The following is a 20737-nucleotide window of genomic DNA, read 5'->3' as shown; positions in this document are numbered from 1 at the left end:
GGGGCCCACGGGCTTCAGCCCAGGAGCGTGCCGCCGCTGGCGTCGACGAAGGTTCCCGTGATCCACCGGGAATCCGCCGAGGCCATGAACGCGACGACGTCGGCGACGTCGGAGACCTCGCCGACGCGGCCGAAGGCCGACATCTCCGCGAGCGCGGCGACCGTGTGCGGGTCGTCGAAGACGGGGTCGCCGTTGTTCGTAATCCCCAGTGCCACAGTGTTGATGGTGATTCCGCGCGGGGCCAGATGCCGGGCCAGATGCAGGGTCACCTGCTCCAGGGCGCCCTTGCTGATCGCGTAGGAGATCTGCGATGGATGCGACGTGCGCGTGATTCCCGAGGAGATGTTGACGACGCGACCCCCGGACGACATCAACGGCAGGGCGCGCATCGTGAGGAAGAACGGCGCCTTGGCATTCACCGCCATGTGCCGATCGAACAGTTCCGGCGTGACCTCCTCCGGCATCGTGCCCTCGAACCCGGCGTGCGCCGCATTGTTGACCAGGATGTCCAGGGTCGCCGAATCGGTCAGCGCACGCAGTTGCGCCTCGAGCGCGTCGAACAGCTCCGCCACCGCTTCCGGTGCACCGAGTTCCGCGCGCACGAGAAACGCACGGCCACCGGCCTTCTCGATCCGGGCGACGGTCTCCCGCGCGCCCTCCTCGCTCGCCGAATAGTGCACCGCGACCAGCGCCCCGTCGCGTGCGAGCCGCTCGGCGATGCCACGCCCGACACCCCGGCCGGACCCGGTGACCAACGCCGTCTTGCCTTGCAGTGTGCCCATAACCCCTCCTACTACGTATCGTAGTAGAGGCTAGGCCGATGCAGCACCGTCGCCAAGTCCCGCAGCCGGTGCGAAATGCCACAGGTGAATGGTGTTGCGCCGCAGCGAGTCGTCTGCGCAATCCGCGGCGCTCGTCCGGCGGGGAGTTCACGAGCACCACGGTTCACAGCGGCCCACAGACCGGTGCCGGGCGGCCTGCGGGCGCGCTTCGGAACGCGCATCCGCAGGCCCCTCCCTCAGCCCCCGGCGATCGGCTTACTCGAAGGAACATTGACGAAGCTCGGTTCGGCCTCGTCGAGCACCAGATGCTGTGCGGCGAGGCGGCTTTCGACCAGCAGCGGCGGGAGCAGCATGCCGCGCGGGAAGTTGCTGGCGAAGACGTCGATCCGCAGCCGGTGCCCCGGTTGCAGGACCGCATCGGTCGGGTTGACCGCCACATCGAGCGTGGTGGGTTGGCCCGGCACGAGCGGCTGCCGGGAGTCCAGTGTCAGTTGGTAGGTGGTTTCGGTGTAGTCACCCTTGTCGTCCTTCTTGCTCCGGTCCTCGTCCACCGCGCGCAGCGAGGCGGTGAGCTGCCCGCTGGCCAGCACCGTCGACTGCCCGCTGGGCGCAACATCGTTCACCGTGACCGACCAGTAGCCCTCGGTGGTGTCGTACTTGGTGTTCAGGTGCGCCGTGATCGGCCCGGACAGCTGCGTCGGCTCGGCCACCGGCGCACTGGTGAAGGTGAGGCCGCCGAGCTCGTGGATCCGGTCGTCACGGGAGCAGAAATTCAGCACCGACAGCGCGCCGGCCGATTCGACCGCCGAATCCCGGGAACACAGGGCCGTCGCACCGCTCAGCGGCGAAACCGTCAGCTGCGCAACACCTCCGGGCACATCGGGGGTGAGCGAGCCGTCGTAGAGACTGTTGGCGGTGCCGCTGCGCACCGGCGACAGGTACATGCGCTGATAGTTCATGTCCGGCCGGGCGAACGAGGTCGTCGTGGTCCAGCCGCCGCCCTGCTGCCACAGCACCACCGGGCCGTAGTCGTCGATGCCGTTGTCGATCCCCTTGAGCCACTTGTCATACCAGGCCATCTGCAGCACATCCAGCCGCGGCGGACGGCCCGGATTGCCGAATCCCGAACCGGGATTGGCATGGTAGGTATCGCCCATGATGAGCTTCTTCTGCTCCGGCGGCAGCGGAATCCGTTCGAACGAACGAGAACTCGACGGCGCGAAGATGTCGTGCCAGCCGCCGTAGGCGAAGGTCGGCACCCGGATACGCTCGGGATGACTGTCGGCGAACGCCTCCCGCAGCGGACTGCCGGGCTCGAGCTGCCTGCGCAGCGGCTCCGGCAGCGTGTTCACGTCGGGTGTCAGCGCCATCAGCATGTAGTCGAAAAACTCGAAGGGACTGGAGATCCGGTCCAGCAGCCACTGGAAATCGAGGTGGCCCAGCAGCACGCCGATCGGGTCCGGGAAGTTCTGGATCACATCGACCATGGCGATATAGAGCGGCGCGAACAGGCCCAGCCCGCCGCCCGGCGCGGCCACGTCGCCGATCTTGTCGGTGCTGCCCTCGACCGGGAAGATCGCCTTCAGCGCGGGCGGATTCTGCGCCGCGGCCATGTACTGGTTGATCCCGGAGTACGAGATGCCGTTCATGCCGATATTGCCGTCGGACCAGGGCTGTTTCGACGCCCAGTCGATCAGCTCGACGGTGTCCTGCGTTTCGCGGCTCTGGAAGAACTGCCAGGCGCCCTGCGAGTAGCCGGTACCGCGCACATCGGCGACGATCTGCGTGTACCCCTGCTGGACGAGCTTGCGGTCGGCGCCGAAAGACCGTGGCGCACCGCCGCTCAGCGCGCGGGTCAGGTCCGTGATGGAGTCGAACGGCGTACCCGCGAAGTCGAACATGTTGACCAGCTGGATCATCGCGTCCGACAGGGCGGGCACCGACAGCGCGACATCGGCCAGGAATGCGGCGAACTTCGTGTACGGCGTGAGGTTGACGATCGTCGGCAGCGGCGTGTCGACGACTCGGCCCGTAGCGTCCATGGGTCGATAGATGTTGGCCTTCAACACCGTTCCGTCGCTCATCGTGATCGGCACGTCGAATTCGACGTGCACGTCCCCGGGGAATCGGCCCGGATACTTCGGCGGGCCGTCGTGCGCGGCCAGCCACTCCTTGGCGGGCCGCCCGCCATCGGGTGGTAGTTCGGTCGCCGCCGTGGCGGGTGTCAGCCACAGGGTGGTCATGGACAAGGCCATGGCGATCGTTGCGGACCGGATGAGGCCCCGACGTACTGCCCTCATCGACGTGTCCCCCTTTCTCGAGCCCGGAGATGCGAAAGCTACTGCGCCCCGGGCTTATAAACAATGGCGTACCCATGGTGCGGTCGGGGCGACCCGGTTTCCCATGTTTCGATAGTTTGTTACTCAGATCACATTCGGGCGACGCCTATGCTCGGGGAATGGGATTGGAAGCCGGTATCGACCGCGGGCGCCTACCCCGGGGCACCCACGGCCTCGACCCGGCCGACGTGGTCCACTCGCAGCGCATGCGGATGTACTTCGGCGTGCTCGAGGCCGTCGCCGAGCGCGGTTACACGGCCACCACGGTCGCCGATATCGTTGCCCGCGCGAGCGTGTCGCGCCGGACCTTCTATCAGCAGTTCCAGGGCCGCGACGACTGCTTCGCCGCCGCCTTCGCGATGGCGGTGGAGCATGTCGTCGGCCAGCTCGACGCGAGCATCGCGGGCACCCCGCGCACCGAGTGGCGCACGCTGATCCGCACCACGCTCAGCGAGTACCTGCGCGTGCTGGCCGACAACAGCCCGTGCGCCCGCGCGCTGCACATCGAATGCCTGGTCGCCGGGCCGGTGGTGGCGGAGCAGCGACGGCAGATGAAAACGGTGCTGGCGCACCGGATGTCGGCCGCCTTCCACATCGGCCGGGCCGCGGGCGAGATCCCGTCCGACATACCTCCGGAGATTTTCGAGGCGCTCATCGGCGCCGTGGACGACCGCATCCGGGACTGCCTGGACGGACCGGGCCCGGCGGCACTGCCCACGCTGCTTCCGCACCTCTACCAGATCACCCTCGCCCTGTTCGGCGTCCCGGAATGGCCGGGCGAGTGAGGTAGCGCCCGGCCGGTCAGGCGCCGAGGGCCGCCGCCAGATGAGGCCAGGAATCGTGCAGGTCCGCCTCGAACTGGCCCCAGGTGTGGGAGCCCTCCGGACGGTTCACATGGATTGCGGGAACACCGATTTCGGCGAGCCTCCCGGCGAAGGCGGCGGTGCAGGTGCTGGCGATCGCCTCGACCGGCGGGAACGGGATGCCGCCCTGGTCTATCGGGCCCGGCGCGCCGGAGGCCGCCGACAGGTAGACGGTCTTACCGGCGAGTGCGTGCGCCCGCTGGAATGCGTCGTGCGACTGCCAGTGCGCGGCACCGGGGATGCCCCACATATTCGCCGGATTCGCTCCCCCGCGCGCCAATTGGGCGCTCACCAGGGCGATACCGACGGGATCCGAGGCCCAGGGACAGCCGCTGTAGGACGCGACGGCGCGGTAGCGCGCGGGCGCCTGGATGGCGAGGTCGACCGCCGAGCCCCCGCTCATCGACACCCCGGCGATCGCATTGCTCCCGGTGGCGCCCAGGTGCCCGTCGAGGGCCGCGGGGAGTTCCTGGGTGAGAAACGTCTGCCACCGACCCCGGCCGACCACCGGGTCGTCGGCCACCCAGTCGGTGTACATGCTGTACGCGCCCCCGACCGGCATCACGACATTGACGTGCTTGTCCGCGAAGAACTCGCGGACGTCGGTGTCGTCCCACCAGGAGATCCCGTCGAGACCGCCGCCGATGCCGGTGAGCAGGTACAGGGTGGGCGCGGGGCCACCGGCGGCCCGGATCACCCGGTTGCTCACCACCCGGTTCATCGAGGGCGAATACACGTCCACCCGCGAGACCGAGCCGCCCAGGGACTCCTCGCCGACGACGTGCGCCGGATCCGCCGCGGCGGGCTGCACCGACAGGACCATCACCGCGGCAGCGGTCACCAGAACACTCAGGAGCGCGGCCGAACATCTTGAAGCCCTCACCATTCCGTTGTACGCCCGAAGATCACTTCCCCGCCGGGAATCGTGAAAGTCGCTGGGGCCCTGCGGCTACGGCCCGATCGATCGATCAGTCGTCAAGCCTGGTCAGGAAGGCCGTGATATTCGTGCGCACGCGTTCGGCCTTCTCCGCGGGGCTGAGGTCCTCGCGGTACCGCGCTCCCAGCGCCGGGCGCTTCTTGTTGCGGGCGTAGAGCGAGCAGGCCAGGTCGGTGCACATGTACGTGCCGACCGTATTGCCCAGCCGCCCGGACTCGCCGGTCTTGCGCGCGGCAAGCAGCGAGACGCCGTGCGCGGTGTGCGTCGTGAGGCAGATGGTGCACATCTGCGTCCGGCCCGAGCCGCCGGTCTCGTAGCGCAGGGCCACGCCGACGAGCCGATCCTCCTGCGGGACAACCAGATAGCAGCGGCCGGCCGCCGACGGATCGTTCCAGCCCAGGAAGTCCAGGTCACCCCAGGGGCGATCGCGCAGATCACGCGGGACGTGCAGACGCTTGGCCTCGCCCTTCGAACAGTTGACGAACGATGCCCGGATTTCCTGCTCGGTGAGCGGGTTCATGATGGATACCCTTCTTCCGCCATCGAGGCGAATCGTCGAAACCTATGATGCTTAGGTTTCTACCTAAACTTGATAGCCTCACGCAAACCATTATTCGAAGACTCGGAGACTGGGCGCAGAGCCCATTTACGGGCCGCGATTCCTGGGCTTTCGGGTCATTGTTTGTGCACTCTGTGGCGACAAGACTCGTCGGGGATGACTCACGCCACAACCGGGGCGGAGTCGTAATCGTCGACACGAGGAGCACCACGAGTGCCGGAATTCGATCTATTGGTCGTGGGCGGCGGCCCGGGTGGGTACGTCGCCGCCATCCGCGCGGCGCAGCGCGGACTGTCCGTGGGACTGGTCGAGAAGGAGCGGCCGGGCGGGGTCTGCCTGAACTGGGGCTGCATCCCGACCAAGGCCATGCTCCGCTCCGCCGAGGTCTTCCAGACCGTCTCCGCCGCAGCCGATTTCGGCGTCTTCGCCGACAATGTGCGGTTCGACTTCGCCGCCGTGCGGCAGCGCAAGGACGGCATCGTCAAGGAGTTGACCGACGGCGTCGCGGGCCTGCTGAAGGCCAACGGGGTCACCATCATCGAGGGGCACGCCCGCTTCACCGGCCCCACCACCGTCGAGGTGCACGAGGTGGGCGCCTCGCCGATCTTCCCCGGCGGCCCGCGCTACGCCGCCGCGCCCACCACCCCGGTCCGGCAGATCGGCGCGCGGGACGTGATCGTGGCGACCGGCTCGGTGCCCGCGCGGCTGCCGATCCCGGGCGCCGATCTCCCCGGCGTGATCACCTCCGACGGCGCCTTCGGGCTGACCGAGGTGCCGCGGCGGCTGGTGGTCGTCGGCGGCAGTGCGGTCGGGGCCGAATGGGCGAGCCTGTTCGCCACCTTCGGCAGCGAGGTGACGATCGTCGAGCTGCAGGATCGCCTGGTTCCCTTGGAGGACAAGGATATCGGCGTGGCGCTGGGCCGATCGTTCGGCAAGCGTGGCATCAGCGTGCTCACCGGGTCGACGGTCGAGTCGATCGCACAGGGGGACGCCCTGCGGGTCACCGTCGGCGGCCCGCAGGCGCGCGAACTCGACGCCGATGTCGTGCTGGTCGGCGTGGGGCGCCGCCCCAACACCGCCGACCTCGGCCTCGACGTGGCCGGAATCACCACGGATGCACGGGGATTCATCGAGGTCGACGATCAGTTGCGCACCGGCGTCGAGCATGTCTACGCCATCGGTGACGTCACCGGCCGGGCGCTGCTCGCGCATGTCGCCTCGCATCAGGGCCTGACCGCCGCCGACGTGATCGCCGGGCATCCGGCCCACATCGACTACACGGTAATCCCCGCCGCCACCTTCACCCATCCGGAGATCGCGAGCGTCGGCCTCACCGAGGAGCGGGCGCGCGCCGCCGGGCACGAGGTGATCACCGCGAAGTTCCCGTTCGCCGCGCTCGGTCGGCCGAAGACCTTCGGCGATACCGAGGGCTTCATGAAGATCGTTGCCGGGCAACGGCATCAGGAAGTGCTCGGCGTGCACATCATCGGGCCGTCGGCCAGCGATCTGATCACCGAAGGCGCCCTGGCGATTTCGCTGGAGGCGACGCTCGACGAGCTCGCCGACACCATCCACGCCCACCCCACCCTCGGCGAGATCGGCATGGAGGCGGCCCTGACCGGGCTCGGCCTGCCGGTACACATCGCGCCGCGCAAGCGTTGAGGAGGTCCCACCCGTGACCACGACCACTGCCCCGCGCAAGACCACCCGCAAGTCGCCCGCCAAGCCCAAGGCGAACGCCAAGGCGGACAAGCGCTTTGCCACCGACGATCCGGAGACGCTGCGCGGCCTGTACCGGGACATGCTGTTCGTGCGGCGCTTCGAGGAGCGCACCGCGCAGAGCTACCAGCAGGCCAAGATCGGCGGCTACTGCCACCTCAACCTGGGTGAGGAGGCGACGGTGGTGGGCATGGCGGCCGCCATGCGTCCCACCGACTACCTGTTCACCAACTACCGCGAGCACGGCTACGCCATCGCCAAGGGCATCGAGCCCGGCCGGGTGATGGCCGAGCTGTACGGGCGCTCCACCGGCACCTCCAAGGGCTGGGGCGGTTCGATGCACATGTACGACACCGCGACCCGGTTGCTGGGCGGCTATGCCATTGTGGGCGGCCAGGTTCCGCTCGCCGTCGGCGCCGCGCTCGCCGTCGACTACCGCGGCGGCGACGACGTCGTGGTGTGCCAGATGGGCGACGGCACCACGAATATCGGCGCCTTCCACGAATCGCTGAACATCGCCGCACTGTGGCGGCTGCCGATCGTGTTCCTGGTGATCAATAACCAGACCGGCATGGGCACCACGGTCGAGCGGTCGTCGGCCGAGCCCGACCTGTACAAGCGGGCCGAGTCCTATCGGATGCGGGGCGAACGCGTCGACGGCACCGATGTGCTGGCCGTGCGCGATATCGCGGCCGAACTGCTGGAAGGCGCACGGCGCGAGGGCAAACCGGCGCTGCTGGAGGCGGTCAGCTACCGGCTCAAGGGGCACTCGGTGGTCGATCCGGCGAAATACCGTTCCGCCGAGGACGTTTCGACCGCACGCGAGAACGATCCGATCGCGAGTTTCCAGGCCGAGCTGATCGCGGCCGGGGTGCTGTCGGAGCAGGATCCGGCCGCCTTCGAGGCCGAGGTGCGCGAGGGCGTCGAGGCAGCTGTCGCGTTCGCCGACGCCAGCCCGCACCCGGAGCCGTCGAGCCTGTTCGACTACACCTACGCCACACCGGTTCCGGGTGACTCCCGCCGCCTGCCCGCCGATCCGCTGTTCCCCGCGGACGCCTGAAAGAGGACTTCACCGTGCCTGTCATGACCTATCGCGAAGCGCTGCGCGACACCCTGCGCCGGGAGATGCAGCGCGACGACGACATCCTCCTCATCGGGGAGGAGATCGGCATCTTCGAGGGCTCGTACAAGATCACCGCCGGGCTGCTCGCCGAATTCGGGGAGAAGCGGGTGCGCGACACCCCGATCGCCGAGGAGGGTTTCGTCGGCGCCGCCATCGGCGCGGCCATGCTCGGGCTGCGCCCGGTCGTGGAGATCATGACGATCAACTTCTCGCTGCTGGCCCTCGATCAGATCGTCAACCACGCCGCCAAGATCTACGGCATGTTCGGCGGCCAGACCAGCGTCCCGATGGTCATCCGGACGCCGGGCGGCGGCGGCCAGCAGCTGGGTGCGACGCATTCACAGAACATCGAGCTGTACTACGCGTTCGTCCCCGGGCTGAAGGTGGTCGCGCCGAGCACCCCCGCCGACGCGCGGGCGCTGCTGCGGGCCGCGATCGCGGACAACGATCCCGTGCTGTTCCTGGAGAACCTGTCGCTCTACAACACCAAGGGCGAAGTGCCCGAGGAGATCCCCGACGTGCAGATCGGGAAGGCCGCGGTGACCCGGGAGGGCGCCGACATCACGCTCATCGGCTACTCGCGGATGGCGACGGTGGCCACGCAGGTCGCCGAACGCCTTGCCGAGGAAGGGATCTCGGCGGAGGTGATCGACCTGCGCAGTCTGCGGCCGCTGGACCGCGACACCCTCGTCGCATCGGTGCGCAAGACCGGCTGCGCCGTGATCGGCGAGGACGACTGGCTCACCTACGGCATCGGCGCGGAGGTGGCCGCATCCATCTCCGACGGCGCCTTCGACTACCTCGACGCGCCCGTGCGGCGGGTGGCCATGGCCGAGGTGCCGCTGCCCTACGCGAAGCCGCTGGAGCGGCTCGCGCTGCCGTCGGCCGACTCGCTGTACACCGCCGCGGTGGAAACCCTTGCGGCCGTGGGCCGCCGGACGCCGAACCCGAAGGACGCCTCCCTTGCCTGAAATCACCATGCCCCGCCTGTCCGACACCATGGAGGACGGCGTCATCGCCTCCTGGCTCAAGCAGGTGGGCGATCCGGTCGCCCGCGGCGAGGTGCTCGCCGAGATCGAAACCGACAAGGCCCTCATGGAATTGGAGGCCTACGACGACGGCGTGCTCGAACAGATCCTCGCCGACGCGGGCGCCCGCGTGCCGATCGGCGAGCCGATCGCGATCGTCGGCGACGGGAGCGGTGCGGCAGCCACCGCCGGAGCACCGGCCGGAAGCTCTGGTGCACAGTCAGGTTCGGCCGCGGCCGGTAGCACCGGGGCGGCGGGCTCGGCCGCGGCCTCCGGTAGCGATGGCGCACAAGCGGATCCGGCTGCGGCCTCCGGCGGCGGCGTGGCGGATGCCCCGGTCTCCGGAAACAGTGGCGCACAGGCGGCGTCGACCAACCCCGCCGCGGACGGCGGAGCGCAGGGCAACCCGGCGGCCGGTACCGGGCAGGGTGGTTCGGCGACGAGCGCTGGAAGCTCCGGCCTACAGGGCAGCTCGATGCCAGGCGAGGGCCGCCCGGATACGACCACCACCGCCTCCGGACGGCCGAAATCGTCGCCGCTGGCCCGCAAGATCGCCCGGGAACTCGGCGTCGACCTCGCGGCCGTCACCGGCACCGGGCCCGGTGGGCGGATCACCCGGCAGGATGTCGAATCCGCCCATCGCACTGGCGGGTTCGCGGCGGCCGGATCCGGCGCGGCACTCGACCCCGGCACCTCGGGCGACGGGCATGACGGGATCGGCGCGGGCGCATCCACCGGCTCGGCAGTCACCAGCCCGTCGGCACCCGCCGAGGGCATCAGCGCATCCGCACCGGGCGCGCCCCTCCCCTCCGGCGATTACGAGGACGTGCCGCTGAGCAGGATTCAGCAGGTGTCGGCGACCCGGCTCGCGCAGAGCATGCAGCAGGCGCCGCACATCTACCTGACCAGCGCGATCGACGTCACCGACCTGCTGGCCTTCCGCGCGGACCTCAACGAGACACTGGAGGCGGCCGGGAAGGGTAAGGTCAGCGTCAACGATCTGCTGGTCAAGGCGGTGGCGTCGACGCTGCGCGCGGACCCGGCGGTGAACGTGTCCTTCGCCGGAGACAAGCTGTTGCGGCACAACGGGATCCATCTCGGCATCGCCGTCGCCACGCCCGCCGGGCTGCTGGTGCCGGTGGTCCGCGATGCCGATCGCAAGAGCGTCTCCGAGATCGGCGCGGAGGCGCGGGAGCTGGCCGGACGAGCGCGCGACCGCAAGCTGCGCGCCGACGAGATGTCCGGCGGCACCTTCACGATCTCGAATCTGGGCATGTTCGGCGTGGAGCAGTTCACAGCCGTCATCAACCCGCCCGAATCCGCGATCCTCGCGGTCGGCGCCGCCCAGGACGAGTTGCGCCTGAACGGCACCGAGGTGGTCGCGCGCAAGATCCTGCGCATCACCATGTCCGCCGACCACCGCGCCATCGACGGCGCCATAGCCGCCAAGTTCCTCCAGCACCTGAAGGACCTCCTGGAGCACCCCTTGCGCATCATCGCGTAACCCGACCGAACCAACCACGCACGCCCTGCGTGTTCCCGCACCACCTACAAGGCCCTGAAAGGGGTGCGGGAACACGTAAGGGGTGCGGCGGGGTTGGTGCGTACCCCGAAGGCCACCGGCATCCCGTCATCCCGGCACCAGTGCCCGCTCAGCGGAAGCCGGGATTCCCGCCGGGGCACCACAAGTGCACGCGAGCCCCCGCACCTTCGCCGGGGCGACGGGACCCGCCGGGTGGTGGGCACGGTTACCGGCCGTCCCATCACCCGGCACCCATACCAGCTCCGGCGGACGCAGGGACTCCGTCCGGAGCGCGACTTCACGAGATCTCTGCGCCGGGCCCACACAAGCCATCCCGGTTCCGGAGTGAGCAATGCGCGGTCGCCACGCGTCACCACCCCTTCCCTCCCGGCCTGTGCGGTCACAATTCGGTCCGGCGCGGCAACAATTGCCGTCTCGAGCACGACAGTGACCGAGCAGGCCGGTTGATCTTGTTGCCGCGCATGCTCCCGGCGAGGTCCACGTCACACCCCCGTCGGCACTGCGCACAGGAATACCGCACTGCATGGATGTGGTTGGCCGAAGTGAACGCGCGCTCCGGGGTCGGTGGAAATCCGAACCGGCGGTGACAGTCCGCGAGCCGGTCGCAGCCAGCGGCCGGTTGATCCGGTGCAATTCCGGGACCGACGGTGAGAGTCCGGATGGGAGGCAGTGCGCGGGTCCGCTCCTCCTGAGCGGTCCTCGGCCGTCCGGCATTTCCGGGCCGCCCTCGAACCCCCGGAGCTTCGGCATCGAGGAGGTTCGGGAGATGCACACCGGTGACGACTCGGCGGGAGCTGCCGCGTGAACGCGGGATTCCAGCTCTTCGGCGAGCACATTCTCTGGACCGATCTGACCGGCAATATCCTGTCGCTGGCCGTGGTGTGGCTGGCCATGCGCAAGACCATGTGGACCTGGCCCGTGCAGCTGGCCGGGGCGCTACTGCTGCTGGCCGCCTCGATCGACGCGCACGTCCCCGGTAATGCGCTCAAGCAGATACTGTTCTGCGCTCTCGCCGTCTACGGCTGGCTGTCCTGGACCTGCGGCACCCGCGACGACCACGGCCTGCTCGTGCGACCGGCGACCGCCCGCGAGCGCATCGTCCTGCTCGCCGTGCTGGTGCTGGGCACCGTGCTGGTGGCCGAGCTGTTCATCCACCTGACCTGGCTGCACGTCGCGTGGTCGCCGTGGGCGAACGCGTACATCTTCGTCGGCAGCGCCATCGCCACGTTCGCGCAGAGCCGCGCCCTGGTCGACTTCTGGATCATCTGGATGCTGGTCGACCTCGTCGGTGTCCCGCTGGCATTCCAGTCCGGGCTGTAAGTCTCCGGGGCCGTCTACGGTGTCTTCTTCCTGCTGGTGCTGGTCGGCTTCAACCGGTGGCGGCGAGAGTACCGAGCCCGGCAGGCGCAGCCCGCGGCCGTGAGCGGCTGACGCAACCCGCGACAGTTGCTTATATCGTGAATCTCTGCTCATAATGTGGGCCTACTGTGGCCCGCATCACGGCACACTTCGTGCTCCACACGGCGGGAAACAAGCACTCGCCGAGTGCGGCTCGATGGGATTTACGCATGTCAGACGCTGCAACGATGATCAATACGGGAGTCGCGATCCTCGCGGTCGTCCTGCTGATCGTCCGATTCAAGTTCAACCCGGCGGTCTCGCTGGTCATCGGCTCCGCCTACCTGGGCCTCACCGCCGGGCTGGGCACCGAGAAGACCATCGAGACCATCACCGGGGGTTTCGGCGACATCATGGCCGAGGTCGGACTGCTGATCGCGTTCGGCGTGCTGATGGGTGCCATGCTGCAGGAAACGGGCGCGATCCAGCGCCTGGTCGGGGCATTGCTGAAGGTTTTCGGGCCCAACCGAATGCCGTATGCGATGTCGCTGACGGTCGCCACCCTGCTGCAGTCGATCTTCCTCGACGTGCTGCTGGTGATCTCGGCGCCGCTCGCGCGCAGCCTCGCCGCCAAGATCGGCAAGAAGGGCACGGCGCGGATGGCCACGGCCCTGGCGATCGGCGGCGAATGCGGCATCGTGCTCACCGTGCCGGGCGTCGGCGCGCTGGCGCTGGCCGGTCTGCTCGGCGTGCCGCTGGGCAAGATGCTGCTGTTCGGCGTGCTCCTGGTGATCCCCACGGTCGCCATCGCGGTGGCGATCATGTGCTTCCTGTTCGACCGCGGCTGGTGGAGCGAGGAACGTGACGAACAGCCGTTCCTCGGCGAGGAGCCGGGTCCCGGCGACAGCGGCTTCGCCGCATCGGATTCCAGCGGTACCGGCCCCGGAATCACTGCCGAGGCCGGGAGCGGCAGCGAGACCGGATCCGGTAGCGCCCTGGGCACCAAAGCAACCGCGACCACCCGCTCCGAAACACCGCTGATGGTATTGCTGGCACCCCTGCTCACCGCCCTGGTCCTGATCGCCCTCGGCGCCATCCTGGACGTCGCCGACGTACACAACCCGGTGGTCGAGTTCCTGGCCTCGCCGGTGATCGCGCTGCTGATCGGTCTGGTCGGGACCAGCGTCGTCGGCCGCTACGCCGTCGGGGCCGAACGGATGCAGCGGTCGGTCGCCACCGGATTCAAGGAGAGCGGCCAGATCCTGATCCTGACCGGGGTCGGCGGCTCGCTGGCGGCCACCATCGCCGCGACCGGCCTCGGCAAGATTCTCGGCGAATACTTCACGGCGAACACCGCCGCGCCGCTGCTGATGGTGTGGCTGATCGCGGCGATCCTGCACGTCGCCGTCGGATCCGTGACCATCTCGGCGATCACGGCGGCCGGAATCCTCGGCCCGGTCGCGCCCGCGCTCGGCATCGATCCGGTGCTGATCGCGCTGGCCGCGGGTGCCGGATCGCTGTTCGCGGTGCACGTCACGAGCAACACCTTCTGGCTGCTGCAGTCGCTGCTGGGCCAGACCACGCGCGGCACGCTGAAGACCTGTTCGGTGGGCGTCTCGGTCGCGTCGGTGGTGGCAATCCTGCTCATCCTGCCGCTGAGCGCGCTGCTGTGATCGGAGAAGCTATGCCAGACAACGATGTTCGCCCGCTCGCCGGTGTCCGCGTGCTCGAGCTCGGCAACTACATCGCCGCCCCGACCGCCGGCCGCATGCTGGCGGACTTCGGCGCCGAGGTGATCAAGGTCGAGCGCCCGGTCACCGGCGACGAGCTGCGCCGGTGGCGGCTGTACAGCGGCGACACCTCGATGCTGTACCGCACCATCAATCGCAACAAGAAGTCGATCGTGCTCGACCTCAAGACGGAGGCGGGCCGGACGCTCGTGCTCGATCTCGTCCGCGAATGCGATGTGCTGCTGGAGAACTTCCGCCCGGGCACGCTGGAGAAGTGGGGCCTCGGGCCGGAGGTGCTGGACGAGGCCAGGCCGGGCCTGGTGATCACCCGCATCTCCGCATACGGCCAGACCGGCCCGCTGGCCGAGCGGCCCGGATTCGCCGCCGTGGCCGAGGCGGTGGGCGGGCTGCGCGAACTCGTCGGCGATCCGGATCGGCCGCCGGTGCGCACCGGTGTCTCGATCGGCGATTCGATCGCGGGAATCTACGCCGCCTTCGGCACCGTGATGGCGCTGTTCCAGCGTGCCGGTGCGAAGACCTCGATTCCGTTGGGCGAGCGCATCGTCGACGTCGCCCTGAACGAGTCGGTCCTGTCGGTCATGGAATCGCTGGTCCCCGACTACCTAGCCTACGGCATCCGGCGCGAACGGGTCGGCGGCCGGATGGAGGGCATCGCCCCCAGCAACGCCTACCCGTGCGGCGACGGCGCCAGCATCATCATCGCGGGCAACGGCGACGCGATATTCCAGCGCTACATGGAGGTGATCGGGCGGCCGGACCTGGCCGACGACCCCGAACTGTCCGACAACGCCGCCCGCTGGCGCCGCCGCGAGGAGCTCGACGCGGCGATCGCCGAGTGGACGGTCCGGCACACGCGCGACGAGGCGCTGAAGATTCTCGACGCCGCGGGCGTGCCGTCGGGTCCGATCTACACCGTCGCCGATATCGTCGACGACCCGCAGTACCGGGCGCGCAACATGATTCAGCAGTTCGCCGTGGATACCGGGGCGGCCGAACCCGCCACCGTCGGCTTTCCGGGTATCGTCCCGGTCATCGGCGGCGCATCGCTGCCGATCCGCACGGTCGGACCGGATCTGGGCGAGCACACCCGCGACGTACTCGCCTCGGTGCTGCGGCTGACCGACGGCGAAATCGACACCATCACAGGCACTTCCGGCACAGGAGGCACGCAATGACGTTCGCCTACACACCCGCGGCCGAACTGCGCGACGTCACGCTGCGCGACGGGCTGCAGCTCACCGGCAAGCTGCTGCCGACCGAACGCAAGGTCGAGACCGCGCGCACGCTGCTCGGGCTCGGCGTTCCGGCGCTGGAGATCGGCTCGATGGCGCGCCCGGATCTCGTACCGCCACTGGCGAATACGCTCGAGGTCATCGCCGAGCTGACCCCGGACGAGCTGGCCCGGTGCTGGGTGTGGGTGGCGACGCCGCGCCACGTCGAGAAGGCCGCCGCGGCGGGTGCGCGCAACTTCCAATACTGTTTCTCCGCTTCGGATTCGCACAACAGGGCCAATATCGGCCGCAGCACCGAGGACAGCGTCGCCGCCATGCCCGCGGCGGTCCGGCTGGCCCAGGAGGCGAGCGGGTCCATTCAGCTGTGCATCGCCACGTCGTTCACCTGTCCGTTCGAGGGCGCCGTCGATCCCGAGCGGGTGATCGCCATCGCCAACGACGCCCGCACGGCGGGCGCGGGCGATATCGTTCTCGCCGATACGCTCGGTCAAGCGGTACCGGTGCAGGTGCGCGAGCTGGTCACCGCCGTGCGCACCCGGACTCCGCAGCGGCGCATCGTCTTTCACGGCCACGACACCTGGGGTCTCGGCGTCGCCAACACCCTCGCGGCGATCGACGCGGGCGCCACGATGGTGGACGGCGCGCTGGGCGGCCTCGGCGGCTGCCCCTTCGCCCCCGGCGCCAGCGGCAATACCGCCACCGAGGATCTGCTGTTCGCCACGCGCCCCGACTGGTTCGATCCCGCGACCCTCGCCGAGCTGGTCGACCACACCGACGCGCTGCTCGCCGAGCTGGGCGAGCCCAACCGGTCGAAAGCCGCGCAGGGAGCACGTTCGAAGGCCGCGGCGTTCGAGTGGGTGGTGGGCGCACAGTCGTAGTAGCGGTCACCGCCCGGACTTCTGGCCTTGTGCTCGGCCGAACCACAGCGGCGCCGAGGCAGATCAGCAGCGTATGCCCTGCTCACGCGGGCAGGCGGCCCCCGATGGTGCGGGTGATCTGTTCGGCGTAGCCGACGAGCAGGTCGACCCAGGCCTCGCACTGCGCCTGCGGCATGCGGATGGTCGGGCCGCTGATCGTCACGGCCGCGACGACATCGCCGGAGGCGTCGAAGACCGGCGCGGACAGCCCGGACGCCGAATCCTCGCGCTCCCCCGCCGTGATCGCGTAGCCGTCGGCCTTGGCCTGGGCGATGAGCGAGCGCAACTCCTCCGGGCTGGTCACGGTCCCCTCGGTGAGCGGCTCCAGCGGCGCCGACAGCACCGACTCGGCGAGCTCCGGATTCCAGGCCAGCAGGATGCGCCCGGCGGACCCGGCGTACAGCGGAATTATCTTGCCCACGTACATGTCCCGGCGCAGCGCGTGCCGGGTCTCGGCGATCGCGACGCACACCCGGAACCCGTGTTCGGCCCGGAACAGGCAGGCCGTCTCACCGGTCTTGTCCCGGATCTCGCGCAGTACGGGGTTGGCAATCGACAGCAGATCCAGGCCCTTCACCGCCGTCGCCGCCCAGTAGCTCATGCGCAGCCCGATCCGGATCTGGTCGCCCACGCGGTCCAGCAGGCCCTGCGCGACCATGTTCGTGACCAGCCGCTGCACCGTGGACGTCGGGAACCCGGTGGCCTGCTGGATCTCGCCGAGGGTCATCGACGGCCGCGCCAGCGAGAACGCGTCGAGGATCTCGGTGATCTTGACCAGCACCAGCAAAGGCTGATTCTTCGAGGCCGCACCGCCGTCATCACTCGACATACCGCCGAATCTACGCCGCGGCGGTACTCGTGGCCCGATGCCCACCGTGAGTCGCCGGATGGGGAGCGCTCAGACCAGGCGGTGCAGTTCCAGGTCTCTCGCGTACTTCTCGATCAGCTGCCGGTCGATGTGCGGTATGTCGCCGCCGAGCACCTCCTGCACCGCGGCGCGGAACTTCTTCGCGGGCAGGGCGGCCCCGCGCATGGGCGGGGCGGGCCGCCGGAAGGCGTGCAGGAGCGGCAGCAGGGTCTGCTGGCGCTGGTGTTCGGGGAGTGCGCGCAGCGCGGTCTCGAAGCGCGACAACCATTCCGCGTAGTCGTCGATGCGCTCGATCGGATGCCCGGCGGCCACCAGCCAGTCCACGAACTCGTCCAGCGACAGGCCGTCGTCGTGCGGATTGAGCACATCGAAGGTCTCGAAGCCCGAGGTGATGCGGGCACCCAGGGCGGTGATCGCCGCCGCGGTGAAGTCCGCGGGCAGCCCGTCGTAGTGCGAGCGCTGCCGATTGCCCTCGACATCGATCTCGTAGAACGACTTCGGCGCCACGCCCGTCGCCAGCACGCTCAGCAGCAGCCGAGTGAACATGTCCGGCAGGTTCAGTTGGCCCGAGTAGCGGCTGTGCGCCAGGATCATGTCCGACCGGAACACCGCCACCGGCAGCCCGCACAGGTCGTGCGCCTCCCGCAGCAGCACCTCACCTGCCCACTTGCTGTTGCCGTACCCGTTGGCATACCCGTCATCGACCGATCGCCGCGGGCTGATGTCCCGAATGTCGCCGTCCTCGGCGAAGATTCGCGGATCGACCCGGTCCGCCACCGCCACCGTCGACAGGTAAGTGATCGGCTTGCGCCGCGTCGTCAGGGCGAGCCGGATCACCTCGGCGGTGCCGACCACGTTCGGGCCGAACAACTGGTCGTAGGGCAGCACGTGGTTCACCAGCGCGGCCGGATGCACGATCAGATCCACGGTGTCGGCGAGGCGCCGCCACTGCTCCTCTCCCACACCGAAATTCGGCTCACCGATATCACCCGCCAGCACCTCCAGCGTGCCCTCGGCCAGCTCTCGGTAGCGCCGCAGCAGCTCCGGATCGCCGCTGTCGAAGGCCGCGTCCAGCCGCGACCGGGCGTGTTCCGCGTCGCCGCCGCGCACCAGGCAGATCACGATGCCGCCCGAATCCGCCAGGCGCTCCAGCCATTCCAGGCACAGGAAGCGGCCCAGGTAACCGTTGGCGCCGGTCAGCAGCACCGTGCGCGTCGGCTCGGTGGCGTGCGGCAGCGCGGGCGCCGCGGCCAGGATGCCGACGTCGAGGAAGCGGTCCAGGGTGAGGTCGGCGGCCTCGACCCGGGCACCCTCGCCGTGTACCGCGACGGCGGTGGGCCGGCGGCCCGCGGAATCGCGTTCGGCGGCAATGTAGTCGGCCAGTCGCGCCAGGTCGGTGGCCGGACCGACGATGACACCGACCGGCACCTCGACGGCGAAGATCTCCTGCAGCAGGGTCGACAGGGACAGCGCCGAGAGCGAATCGCCACCCAGATCGGTGAAATGCGCATCCGGCCGCAGCGCGGCACCGGAGCATCCGAGCAGGGCCTGCGCCGCCCGGCTCACCGTATCCAGCACCGGCCGCTCGGCCGACCCGTGGCGCAGCGCGGCCAGTTGCTCCGCCTGCTCCCGGGCGAGCTCGGCGTACAGGCGCTCGAGCCGCTCGCCGTAGCGCTCTTTCAGCTTGGGGCGCAACAGCTTTCCGATACCCGACAGCAGGCCGTTGTGCATCGTGAACGGTTCGGTCTCGACGAGGAAATCGCGCGGGATCTCGTAGGTCTCGAATTCTGCGTCCCGCGCGATCTGCTGCAGCGAATCGCTCAGGGCCGTCTTCAAGTCGTCCCGCGGCAGGTCGAGTGCCTCGGCGGTCGGCACGATCACCGCGAGCAGATAGGCGCGCTCGCCGCTGCCGTGGACGAAGATCTGCTCGACCAGCGGACTGGTCGAATACGCGGCTTCCAGCCTCGATACCGCCACGAACTCGCCCTGCGACAGCTTCAGCACGTTGTTGCGGCGGTCGACGAATTCGATCCGGTCGGGACCGGTCTCGGCGACGATATCGCCGGTGCGGTAGAAGCCGTCCGCATCGAACATCTCGGCGGTGATCTCGGGCCGCTTGTAGTAGCCGGGGAACATCGTCACCGTCTTCAGCAGCAGTTCACCGCGCGGATACGGCCGGTCGGTGCCGAAATAGCCGAGCTCGGGAACGTCTACCAGCCGGTATTCCAGCACCGGCGGGCGCCGGATCTGATTGTCCATCACGACGCCGCCTCCGGCCTCGGTCGAGCCGTAGCCATCGTGCAACTCCACCCCGAGCAGCGACTCCATGAAGGTCTTCAGCTCCGCCGAGAGCGGCGCGCTGGCGCACAGCGCCGTCAGGTAGCGGCCGCCGAAAACCTGTTGCCGCAGTTCGGTTCCCGCCGCCTGCTCCGCCGCGGCGCGGTCCTCCCCCGCCGTCACCCGCCGATCGACCTCGCCGTGATAGCGCTGAAACGCCATCTCGCACACACGCGGGACGAACAGCAGCTCGGTGGGGCGGATCAGGGCGAGGTCGTCGAACAGGGCGGACATATCGCTGCTGGTGGCGAAGTACGCGGTGCCGCCGCGGGTCAGCGTCCCGCCCAGCAGCAGCCGACCGGCGACGTGGCTGAGCGGCATGTAGTTGTAGGTGATCCCCGGCACCGGAATCTCGTTCGAGTACAGCCACATTGCCGCCGCCAGGCGGTCGGTGTACATGGCGCCCTTCGGTGTGCCGGTGCTGCCGGAGGTGTAGATCAGCAGCGCCAGCGGGTCGTCGCCGTCCGCCGGGACGGCCAGGGGCGCCGGGGGCATTGCATTTCCTCGCTCGAGCAGCCCGTCGAGCGATTCGGGCAGCACCGGGCTGCCCGCCTCGGCCAGCCTCCGCTGCGCGGATTCCATTGCCTCCCGGTGATAGTCGTCGCCGGGGTGATAGTCGAACACGATCAGCTGCTGGGGCGCGGTGCCGGTCACGATCGCCGTCACGGCGTGCTCCAGCGTCTCGATGCCGGTGGCCAGTACGCGCGGCGCGGTCTCGGCCATGACGGATTTCCATTGCGAGACAGGGGCACTGGACTGCAGCGGCACCGAGACCGCACCGAGGTGCACGCACGCCAGATCGACCACGGCATAGTCCGCGCTGGTGAAGCCGATCGTGCAGACGAAATCCCCGGCGCGCACCGGCCGCTCCGAATCGTGATGCCATGCGGACGCCACGGCCCGGATACGAGACCACAGCTCGCGGTAGGTGAGGGTGTCGAAGGAGGGCAGCGGGCGACGCGCCCGCCTGCCGGTCTCGTCGGTGACCAGTTCGTGAGCGCGGCGCCCCAGCGCGGGCCGGTCGGCGTAACCGGTCATGACCGTTTCCACGATCTGCGCCAGGTGCAGCCCGGGCCGCCGCAGCGCCTCCCGCACGGACTCCGACGCCAGCGTGGCACGCACCTGCTCATCGGCCAGAATCCCCGCGATCCGACGTTCACGCTCCGTCCGCCCCGAATCGCTGGTCATGACCGTCCTCCCTCGCCCTTTCGACTGCACTCCGAGTACTTCACGCAGTCGCCAAGCCAGTATCACCGTTAACTTAACCTGACACTAGACCACCGGGCCCAAGCACGAATGTCAAGACATGAGGAGGGATCCCGGCCAAAGGCATGCCGGGAAATAAATGGCGGCGCCGCCCCTCATCCTCGGCGCACGCCACATCCCTTCCCCGGCACACGC

General features: G+C 69.1%; 15 protein-coding genes and 1 riboswitch. Of the genes, 9 read left to right on the top strand and 6 right to left on the bottom strand.

Annotation, left to right across the window (positions count from 1 at the left end):
- Positions 1–14 precede the first annotated feature (14 nt).
- Both NM1_RS07935 and NM1_RS07930 read right to left on the bottom strand, forming a co-directional pair.
- A complete protein-coding gene (locus NM1_RS07935; RefSeq protein ID WP_068015841.1) occupies positions 15–782 on the bottom strand; it encodes an SDR family oxidoreductase in 768 nt (255 codons plus the stop codon).
- Positions 783–1018: 236 nt separating this feature from the next.
- Positions 1019–3082, bottom strand: a complete 2064-nt coding sequence (locus NM1_RS07930) for a CocE/NonD family hydrolase (RefSeq protein ID WP_068015838.1) — start codon at positions 3080–3082, stop codon at positions 1019–1021.
- A 158-nt stretch (positions 3083–3240) separates the two neighbouring features.
- Between NM1_RS07930 and NM1_RS07925 the strand changes: the two genes are divergently transcribed.
- The gene (locus NM1_RS07925; RefSeq protein ID WP_068015836.1) at positions 3241–3906 is read left to right on the top strand and encodes a TetR/AcrR family transcriptional regulator; all 666 of its coding nucleotides are present in this window, start codon (positions 3241–3243) and stop codon (positions 3904–3906) included.
- Positions 3907–3922: 16 nt separating this feature from the next.
- Here the strand turns inward: NM1_RS07925 and NM1_RS07920 are convergent, their stop codons facing one another.
- Positions 3923–4870, bottom strand: a complete 948-nt coding sequence (locus NM1_RS07920) for an alpha/beta hydrolase (RefSeq protein ID WP_068015833.1) — start codon at positions 4868–4870, stop codon at positions 3923–3925.
- 82 nt (positions 4871–4952) lie between these two features.
- A complete protein-coding gene (locus NM1_RS07915; protein ID WP_068015830.1) occupies positions 4953–5441 on the bottom strand; it encodes an FBP domain-containing protein in 489 nt (162 codons plus the stop codon).
- A gap of 252 nt (positions 5442–5693) precedes the next feature.
- On the opposite strand from NM1_RS07915, the gene lpdA reads away from it, so the two are divergent.
- The 8 genes from lpdA to NM1_RS07875 all read left to right on the top strand — a co-directional run bounded on the left by lpdA (position 5694) and on the right by NM1_RS07875 (position 16092).
- Positions 5694–7142 carry a dihydrolipoyl dehydrogenase gene (gene lpdA, locus NM1_RS07910; RefSeq protein ID WP_068015826.1) on the top strand — a complete coding sequence of 483 codons (1449 nt, stop codon included), beginning with the start codon at positions 5694–5696 and terminating at the stop codon, positions 7140–7142.
- 13 nt (positions 7143–7155) lie between these two features.
- Positions 7156–8259: a pyruvate dehydrogenase (acetyl-transferring) E1 component subunit alpha gene (gene pdhA / locus NM1_RS07905; protein ID WP_084519258.1), complete on the top strand. Its 1104-nt coding sequence runs from the start codon at positions 7156–7158 to the stop codon at positions 8257–8259.
- Positions 8260–8282: 23 nt separating this feature from the next.
- A complete protein-coding gene (locus NM1_RS07900) occupies positions 8283–9293 on the top strand; it encodes an alpha-ketoacid dehydrogenase subunit beta (protein ID WP_211339325.1) in 1011 nt (336 codons plus the stop codon).
- Complete coding sequence (locus NM1_RS44430) at positions 9286–10854, top strand: dihydrolipoamide acetyltransferase family protein (protein WP_281278059.1); 1569 nt, start codon at positions 9286–9288, stop codon at positions 10852–10854. Before NM1_RS07900 ends, NM1_RS44430 begins: the two co-directional genes overlap by 8 nt.
- 585 nt (positions 10855–11439) lie before the next feature.
- A riboswitch (FMN riboswitch) is annotated at positions 11440–11568 on the top strand.
- A 126-nt stretch (positions 11569–11694) separates the two neighbouring features.
- On the top strand, positions 11695–12213 hold the full coding sequence (locus NM1_RS07890) for a nicotinamide mononucleotide transporter family protein (RefSeq protein ID WP_211339326.1): 519 nt from the start codon (positions 11695–11697) through the stop codon (positions 12211–12213).
- A 248-nt stretch (positions 12214–12461) separates the two neighbouring features.
- Entirely contained in the window at positions 12462–13904 is a 1443-nt protein-coding gene (locus NM1_RS07885; RefSeq protein WP_068015818.1) for a GntP family permease, read from the top strand.
- Between the two features lie 11 nt (positions 13905–13915).
- Positions 13916–15157 (top strand): CaiB/BaiF CoA transferase family protein, encoded by a 1242-nt coding sequence (locus NM1_RS07880; protein WP_068015811.1) that lies wholly within the window; start codon positions 13916–13918, stop codon positions 15155–15157.
- On the top strand, positions 15154–16092 hold the full coding sequence (locus tag NM1_RS07875) for a hydroxymethylglutaryl-CoA lyase (RefSeq protein WP_068015809.1): 939 nt from the start codon (positions 15154–15156) through the stop codon (positions 16090–16092). Before NM1_RS07880 ends, NM1_RS07875 begins: the two co-directional genes overlap by 4 nt.
- A gap of 82 nt (positions 16093–16174) precedes the next feature.
- Here NM1_RS07875 and NM1_RS07870 read toward each other — a convergent pair whose 3' ends face one another.
- A complete protein-coding gene (locus tag NM1_RS07870) occupies positions 16175–16960 on the bottom strand; it encodes an IclR family transcriptional regulator (protein ID WP_068015807.1) in 786 nt (261 codons plus the stop codon).
- A 69-nt stretch (positions 16961–17029) separates the two neighbouring features.
- Entirely contained in the window at positions 17030–20524 is a 3495-nt protein-coding gene (gene car / locus NM1_RS07865; protein WP_068015804.1) for a carboxylic acid reductase, read from the bottom strand.
- Positions 20525–20737: the final 213 nt, after the last annotated feature.

The sequence above is a fragment of the Nocardia mexicana NBRC 108244 genome (assembly GCF_001613165.1).
Classification (GTDB): domain Bacteria; phylum Actinomycetota; class Actinomycetes; order Mycobacteriales; family Mycobacteriaceae; genus Nocardia; species Nocardia mexicana.
The sequence above is the reverse complement of the archived record's forward strand: the minus strand, read 5'-3'. Positions and strand labels throughout refer to the sequence as shown.